This window comes from endosymbiont of Ridgeia piscesae (assembly GCF_001443665.1).
In the GTDB taxonomy this organism is placed as follows: domain Bacteria; phylum Pseudomonadota; class Gammaproteobacteria; order Chromatiales; family Chromatiaceae; genus Endoriftia; species Endoriftia persephonae.
In genome coordinates this window covers 1-8,093 of record NZ_KQ557167.1, presented here as the reverse complement: position 1 = coordinate 8,093, position 8,093 = coordinate 1, and the positions used below count along the sequence as shown (strand labels likewise).

Annotated in this window: 6 protein-coding genes; 5 read left to right on the top strand and 1 reads right to left on the bottom strand. The window is 48.9% G+C overall.

The genetic code is table 11. The features are described from left to right. From Ga0074115_RS15230 to Ga0074115_RS15210, 5 genes are all read left to right on the top strand, one after another. The coding region (locus Ga0074115_RS15230) for a Gfo/Idh/MocA family protein (protein ID WP_157292811.1) at window positions 1-1,047 on the top strand (1,047 nt) is incomplete at its 5' end. A gap of 100 nt (window positions 1,048-1,147) precedes the next feature. Further along, window positions 1,148-2,104 carry a phosphoglycerate dehydrogenase gene (locus Ga0074115_RS15225; RefSeq protein WP_060528694.1) on the top strand — a complete coding sequence of 319 codons (957 nt, stop codon included), beginning with the start codon at window positions 1,148-1,150 and terminating at the stop codon, window positions 2,102-2,104. Continuing rightward, window positions 2,061-2,804: a 6-phosphogluconolactonase gene (gene pgl / locus Ga0074115_RS15220; RefSeq protein WP_232433154.1), complete on the top strand. Its 744-nt coding sequence runs from the start codon at window positions 2,061-2,063 to the stop codon at window positions 2,802-2,804. Before Ga0074115_RS15225 ends, pgl begins: the two co-directional genes overlap by 44 nt. A 690-nt stretch (window positions 2,805-3,494) precedes the next feature. Next, complete coding sequence (locus Ga0074115_RS15215; RefSeq protein ID WP_060528693.1) at window positions 3,495-4,688, top strand: carboxylate--amine ligase; 1,194 nt, start codon at window positions 3,495-3,497, stop codon at window positions 4,686-4,688. A gap of 175 nt (window positions 4,689-4,863) precedes the next feature. After that, on the top strand, window positions 4,864-5,949 hold the full coding sequence (locus tag Ga0074115_RS15210; RefSeq protein WP_232433153.1) for a cyanophycin synthetase: 1,086 nt from the start codon (window positions 4,864-4,866) through the stop codon (window positions 5,947-5,949). Between the two features lie 457 nt (window positions 5,950-6,406). Here Ga0074115_RS15210 and Ga0074115_RS15205 read toward each other — a convergent pair whose 3' ends face one another. After that, window positions 6,407-7,438 (bottom strand): Ldh family oxidoreductase, encoded by a 1,032-nt coding sequence (locus Ga0074115_RS15205; protein WP_057957295.1) that lies wholly within the window; start codon window positions 7,436-7,438, stop codon window positions 6,407-6,409. Between the last annotated feature and the right edge of the window lie 655 nt (window positions 7,439-8,093).

Below are 8,093 nucleotides of genomic sequence, written 5' to 3'. Positions count from 1 at the left end.
AATCGCCTCCACTACATCTTTCCTTTTCTGATCACGCTGTTCTTTTATCGTAGCCATGGAAAGCAGTATACACTGCCAATACTTTCGGAACGATTAATAGTATCCGGTACGGATCCCAACCCACCGGCGCAAGGATTCCAAGACATTAAGATCCTCCCCGACTATCGGGCTGTCATCGATTCCGATGTTGACGCTGTCATCGTCTGCGCCCCCAACCGATTCATTCCAGAGGTCGTAGAATCAGCCCTGGATGCAGGGAAGCATGTCTTTTGTGAAAAGCCACCGGGTCGCAACTTGGCAGATATCGAGCGCATTATGGAGGCCGAAAAGCGTAACCCGGGTCTTGCGCTAAAGGTAGGATTCAACCACCGCTACCACTACGGCATCATGGAAGCCAAGAAAATCGTTGAGAGTGGCAAATACGGCGACATTCTCTGGATGAGAGGGGTCTATGGCAAGGCGGAGGGGTCAGGTAATCCCAATGAGTGGCGCGACGACCCAGAGGTTGCTGGTGGAGGCATACTGTTCGATCAGGGCATTCACATGCTAGACCTCTTTCGCTATTTTTGCGGTGATTTTGTCGAAATCAAGAGCATGTGCACCACTGCATTCTGGGATATCGCACTTGAAGACAACGTCTTTGCCCTACTGCGGGACAAAAAAGGCCGTATCGCACAACTGCACAGCTCATTCACCCAGTGGAAACACCGCTTTACGCTGGAGATATTCATGCAGGACGGCTATGTCATAGTGGATGGCATGCCCTCAGGAACGCGCAGTTATCGCGACGAATGGATCATCCAAGGCCGCAAACATGTCGGTTTCGCGATTGGCAATCCCCCTGAGGAAAAGACATTCTGCAACACCGACCCGTCTTGGGACTTGGAGTTGGCCGAATTTGTTGACTGCATCCGCACCGGCAAGCCGATTCATAACGGCACAACAAAAGATACCTATGAGGTGATGAAGATGGTGTTTGGTATCTACGATGCCGACCCACAATTCAAGCAAGAACAAGAAAAAAAGCTGCAGAGCAGGAATCGGTAGCACTGCTGCTTGCCATCAGCATGACTGCCTTTTGGCAGGCGGGCACACACGCCAGCACCCCACATTATTATGGTTACGAAGAGATCTCCACGGAGCTTGCATGAGAGAAAACACCCCTATTGCCGTCACATCGCGTTCATTTTCCCGCCACCCTGTGTTGCGGGCAGAACTATTGGAACGTTATTCCGATGTCAAGTTCAACGATGACGGGGTGTCGCTGGCCGGCGAGGATCTGATCGAATATTGTCGTGGGCGCCGCAAAATAATTTCCGCTTTGGAGACGATTGATGAACCTTTTCTAAAGGCCCTACCTGAGCTTGAAATTATCAGCAAATACGGCGTGGGCACCGATATGCTGGACAAGGAGGCGCTGATCCGACACGGAATCAAACTGGGTTGGACCGGCGGCGTTAACCGACGTTCAGTGACCGAACTGGTAATCTCCTGCGCCATATCGCTGTTGCGTCATGTGCCGGCAGGATCGCGTGAAGCGCGCGAGGGGATTTGGAAAAACAGGATGGGCAAGGAGATCTCAGGCCGCACCGTTGGCATCATTGGTTGCGGGTATATCGGCAAAGATCTTACGCCGATTCTGAATGCCTTTGGCTGCAAAGTACTGGCACACGATATTCTCGACTTCCCCGAGTTTTACGCCCAGCATAATGTTGAAGCGGTGAGCCTAGAAGAGTTGCTACAGCGGTCGGATATCGTGACACTGCATCTTCCGTTAGACGACAGCACGCGCAACATTCTCAATGCTGAACGGTTGGCACTGATGAAGCCGGATGCAATGCTGATCAATGCTGCACGGGGCGGCCTGGTCGACGATGCGGCCCTCAAGAAGATACTGCAAGAAGGCAAGATCGCTGCAGCGGCACTAGACGTATTTGCTGTCGAACCGCCGGATGATATGGAGATGCTACAATTGCCCAACCTGCTGGTCACACCGCATATAGGTGGCAGTTCTGAAGAGGCCATTCTTGCTATGGGCAGAGCTGCAATTACGGGCCTGGATGAGAACAAAATACCAACAGCAGATTATCCTCCCGCAGGTTAACCGGATTAAATTATTGATGGCCATTGAAGAACGCGAGTTTGAATCGATGGAAGCTGCCGCGCATGTATTGGCGGATGAACTGGCCTGCACCATGCGAGATGCAATCACCAAGCGTGGTCGTGCGCTACTCGCAGTATCCGGTGGGCGTACCCCACAAACCGTCTTCAACTATTTGTGCAAGCAGGATATCGACTGGGCCAGCGTAACCATCACACTGACTGATGAACGTTGGGTTCCGGTGGGCCATACAGATAGCAATGAAAGCCTAGTGCGAGACTACCTACTGCAGGGAGATGCTGCCGATGCAACATTTATCCCGTTCTATGGTGGTGAAGCAACGCCGGAGTTGGGCCGAGCAGCTTGTGAAGCCCGACTGACTACCATCGATAGGCCATTCGACGCCGTTTACATTGGCATGGGTGAAGATGGCCATTTTCTCTCACTATTTCCCGGTGATGCCGCTGTTGAGGTGCGTGAAGGCCGCTGCGTTGCAGTACCGGAGACCAAAACCCGGCTGCCACGTATGTCCTTGACAGCATCGTTTGCCCTGAATACAAAAAATCTGTTCCTCCTTTTCTCCGGTGCAGCAAAGCACGCAAAATACGCTGAGGCAAAAACAGAGGGGTTGTACAGCGAGGTACCGTTGCGTTTGGCTCTGTTACAAAAGCATACGCCTGTGCACGTCCTAACGGCGCCATAGAGATTAAAAATGCATGCCTTGTATCGATATATATAGTGAGACCAATCCTTCACTATCTCCTTGGACGGCACCGTCAAGTGTGTCAGACCAACGAGTAAGATTTCGCCCAATAGTCTGTCGACGGACTGACAAAGGACGTTCATACCAAGCAAGGTGATTTGTATCATTGCTGGCATCATCCCAAGAAGAATGGCGCCCTGTTGATCCGCCGGTTAAGAATCCGATAGCAGATCAGGCCAGCTTGGTAGCGTGAGTCCGAAATTTGGAGACATGCTGACGTCTTTCTTGGTTGACACTAGGTGCTGAGGTGGGAAAAATGGCTTGGCGATTTTCGTGGAAGCCGCGAAACAGAAGGAGTGATCACGGTTTCAAGCACATACAGTAGGCGGTGTTAGCAAACTTGCTTTGTGTCGCAAAACAAAGTTCTCTCCCTTGCCCGCCCCCAGTGATTAGCATAACTTTGAGCGAACAACTTACGGTCAGCTTCAAGGAAAATTTGTGACTGAACATCAGGGACAGATCAAGCCCTGCCTGATCCAGAGAATTAGAATTTCCACCCCGGTTTGCGTGATCTAGTAGATAATTTTGGATCGTTTGCTAACTACCGGTAAACAAGCGTCATGTGAAAGTTTTTCAAATAACTCCGATTGACGATTCAGCCCACTCAAACATATTTAAGCGACGTTAACCATGGTTGATAAGGATAGTTCAAATATACCTGTATTGATTCTCGGCGGCCATGAAAATGCCCTTTCGATTCTTCGTAGCCTAAGTCGCCATGGTATACCTGTTAGCTTTTCAGCAACAGAAGGCCGTCCCATCACATTCTCCAGATATGGAAACAAGCAATATATTATACCTTTAGGCGCTGATGTATTTGACTACTGGTCAGAGCTTCTACTTGGAAGGCCTCATCCAGAGCTGAATGGTCATTTGATATTCGGCTGCGGAGATGATGCTGTTCAGTTTCTCGCGGAGAACCGCGAAGAGTTGGAGAAGTACTATCTTCTAGATGAATTCATACCTGAAATTCATCTCGCTATGCTCGACAAAAAAGAAACCCTTCGGCTCGCCAAAAAGATTGGAATAGGAACACCGAGAACCTGGAAAGTGGACGCTGGTTCCTCAATCAAAGAGTTAGCAAGCCAAAATATTGAATATCCTGTCATCGCAAAGCCAGTCAATTCCCTTGTTTTCAGGACTAAGTTTAACGGCAAAAAATATCTCCGAGCTGACAGTCAAGCCGAGTTAATAGCCAACCTGAAGGCCGCCAGGGAGAAGGAATGTGACGTAATAATCTCAGAATTCATCCCAGGCCCCGACACCCTGCTAAGCAGTTTCTATACTTACATCAAAGCAGATGGAACCCCCCTTTTTCAATTCACCAAGAGAGTATTGCGCCGCTTTCCGCCTAATCATGGAGGTGCTTGCTATCACATCACTGACTGGGACCAGGAAACCGCAGAATTAGGGATGAAGTTTTTTCAAGGCATCGGCCTTCGCGGGATGGCCAACATAGAATTCAAAAAAGACCCCCGTGACAACCAACTAAAGGTAATTGAATGCAACCCAAGATTCACTGCTGCTCATGAACTGCTTGTAAGATCCGGGATGGATATTGCCTACTTAATCCACCAACACATGAGCGGTAAATCTGTTCCTTATACCGACAGTTTTCGTTCCAACATGAGACTGCTTTACCCTGTAAATGATTACCTCGCATTTCGCACCATGAGGCGAAAAGGCGAGATGACTTTTCCTCAGTGGATTGCTAGCTTAGCCCACCCTCAAGTCTTCCCTTTTTTTAGACTGCTGGATCCGTATCCGTCGATACATCACTTCCTCAAGCACTTCAGGACTCAAGAAAAGAAGACAAAAGGTTGAGAGACTGACTCAGAGTTTCTCCTAGCAACCTAATAATTCAACATGCACGGCATGTTGAATAGTGTAGCACTGGAGATAATTAGACGAACTTTTAGCAGAAATTAGACTTTCTGCCCGGCTTGATTGGAATAACTAGCCAAGAAACATTCACACTTGGATGCATCACATTTGTACTATGAATTACGTTACTTTGACTGTACTGGAGAACTACTCAAGAATTAGCAAATTCTTGACGCTTACCTCGCCAGAAAAACGGGCTATTGAGCAGAGCTTTTGGAATCTTCGAAAGCGATTCTATCGCGATTTGTGGCGCGAATCCGCATCCAGGATAGGTGCGAAGATTGAAGAAATCGGCTCTGATTTTCAACGTATCACTCGAAATGACCTGCATACCTTTGTACAGATGGACAAAGTCATGCTGGACAGCAACCTAACGTTAAGACTTGCGGGCAACAAACCTCTTACACACCAACTTTTAGAAACCACTGAAGGTTACCGAGCACCCAGGTATCTAGAGTTCCGATTTTCCCAATTGGACGATGCCTTAAAATTTCTTAGCGACTCAACACAAGCTTGCGTAGTGAAACCCGCATCCGGCACCGGTGGAGGAAGTGGAGTTACTACAGGCATTGACAGCAAACAAAAGTTGATCAACGCCACCATACTTGCCAGAAAATTTTGCTCGAACATTGTGATCGAAGAGGAAGTCAAAGGACATTCTTACCGTTTGTTATTCCTAAATTCAGATCTGATACATGCGGTAAGACGTGATCCACCAGAAGTTAGAGGTGATGGGCGCTCCAGCATCAAGCAATTGATGGAAATAGAGACATCAGATCGACTGACAGGGAACACGCCACGCGCACTCAGCCCTTTACTGATCGATATGGAGTGTAAAAATACCCTAAATGCACAAAACCTGTCTCCCAACCATGTTCCAAAAAAAGGTGAATCGATCAAAGTCAAGCAGGTAGTCAATCAGAATTGTTCAAGGGAGAGTCATTCCGTCACGGATCAGGTTCACCCGGAAACCATTACTCTGGCGCAAAATATTATTCGCATAATGGGCTGTGAACTCGCCGGCATCGATATAATCACCACCGACATAGGCCAACCGCTGCATGCAACCGGCGGGATAATTGGCGAGGTAAATACCACCCCTGGCCTCCATCATCACTATCTTCTTGCAGACAAGAACCTCCACGAGCAAGGAGTGTGCGAAACCATATTGGAGTATATTTTCGAGAAAAAGCGCTCGTAACCCGACGAGTGGTACCGAGGTATTAATAAACCCACGCCGCCATCAATCCGATAGGGGGTAGCTTTTCCATAATTAGGTGACAACGGATCTGGCAAGGATTTTCCGGACACAAAATCAAGCAATCTCTTGATACTGGGCATCGTACTTAGCCAGTGTCAGGTGCCAGGCATCCGATCGATGAATGCCGGCGCTGGCGATTATAAAACCCTCAATATACTCGAAGATCTCTCGCTTAGGGAACGGGCGGAAATCGCCCGATGCCGGGAGGGCTGCTGGAATCGATTATTTTATTGGCGCTTCCTTAGGAAAGCTCTTACATGGAGGCCGACCTATCTTTCGTACTCTAGCGAAGAAAATCAATTATTTATAGTAGTTCAACCAAAGCCTCGATCTTGTCCTGCGGTATCACCAAAAACGGCGATACCGCAGGGTGCCTTACCCCCTCATAAAAACCATCCTACCAAGGCGTAATAACACTCAGACTATTTGCCAACTCAGTCAAGGCCTTGGTAGTCTTTTCGTCCAATGCTATACCACCTGCCGCTTCGGTTTTATCCAGTGCACTCCACCGCCCTTCACCAGGCAACATGACTTCTTCTCCACTCTCGCGTAGAACATCAACTAACATCTCCATCCGATCATAATATGTGTTCATCGGCATCAGGGTATTAATGTCAACGGCCATGAAAAAGTGCCCACTATTACCCGGGTTCTCAAAATCACCATACATCGAATGTACGCCATGTGAAATGCCGGCGCCGCTCACAACACCGGCCATGATCTCCACCATCAGGCCCAATGCGTAACCTTTAGCGCCACCAAATGGCAACAAGGCGCCATCCTTCACCTTGGCTGGATCGGTAATCGGAGTACCATCACGGGCGATGGCAATGCCTTCCGGGATAGGCTGTCCAAGTTCCGCAGCCTTGGTGATCGTCGAGCCCGCACTGGCACCGGTGGAGAGATCGGCGATGACATTTCTTCCATTACGGCGCGGCGCAGCAAATGCGAGCGGGTTAGTTCCAAGAACTGCTTTTACGCCACCGTAAGGAGCCACTTTTGGAAAGGAGTTATTCCACAAAACAGCCAGCATTCCATTTTTTGCAATTTTATCGACATAGTAGCCCAACGATCCCAAAAAATTACTGTCAGATACGGTAACCACGCCCACACCATTTTTGGACGCCAGATCAATGGCTGTATCTGCAGCCATCTGCCCCACATAATGCCCTATGCCATTATCACCATCGATAACTGCAACAGAGGGCGTACGTTTGTCGATCTTTAGATTACACGGGGAATTGAATAACCCCTTCGAAAGGCGCTTGCACAGGATCGGAAGACGCCAAACACCCTGGTTGGGTCGCCCGGCAGAGTTGCCCCAAATAAGGACTTCGGCAACGCTCGTCGCCTGCTCTCTATCTGCGCCTGCTGCGGTCAAGATATCCACCGCAAAGGCGGTTAATTGATCAGTTGTGATTGTGGACATTGAATCGTTCCTCGATTGCTATTTTTTCGTAGAGTTAATTAGTAAACAAAACGCATTCGACTAAAAGCATTGCCAATTCTGGCCAAACCTAGAAAGGTATCACCTTAGACCAAGACGCTTGTGCGACACCCTTATCAGTTTTGAGATCGGCAGTTGGGCTGAGTTTTCACTTGGGGCCTCTGAATAAGTCTGGGCGAAGCGAATTGTGAGTCAGAATCTTTCGTATCAAGGCGCAAATCTTGGCAATAGGCCTGCTATTACCGAGATTTGCAACGCAGAGGCGGGAGATTCTGGTCTCAAGGCGGCCGCCCATGACTTGTTCAGAAGCTCCTTTGTAGGTTACCCGATCATACACACATTGAGGCAATACCCATTCCAAAAGCCGTCGGGGTAACGGGAGGCTGTGGAGAATGTAGCGGGACGGGCTGAGCCAACCCGGAAGCAGAGACGCCTCCGAGGAGGCCATCTTGTCACTATAGGGCAAATGAAGGTTAGTAGAGATAGACCGCACCGACATTCTCGTCGGCAGTGGCATCGGTCCCTGGCGTGGGGTTGATATTAATCGTTCCGAAAGTATTGGCAGTCTATTTTTGAACTTGCCAAAATATACTTTGTATCTGACATGCGGAAGAAACTCTTAATCAGCGAAGTGCGC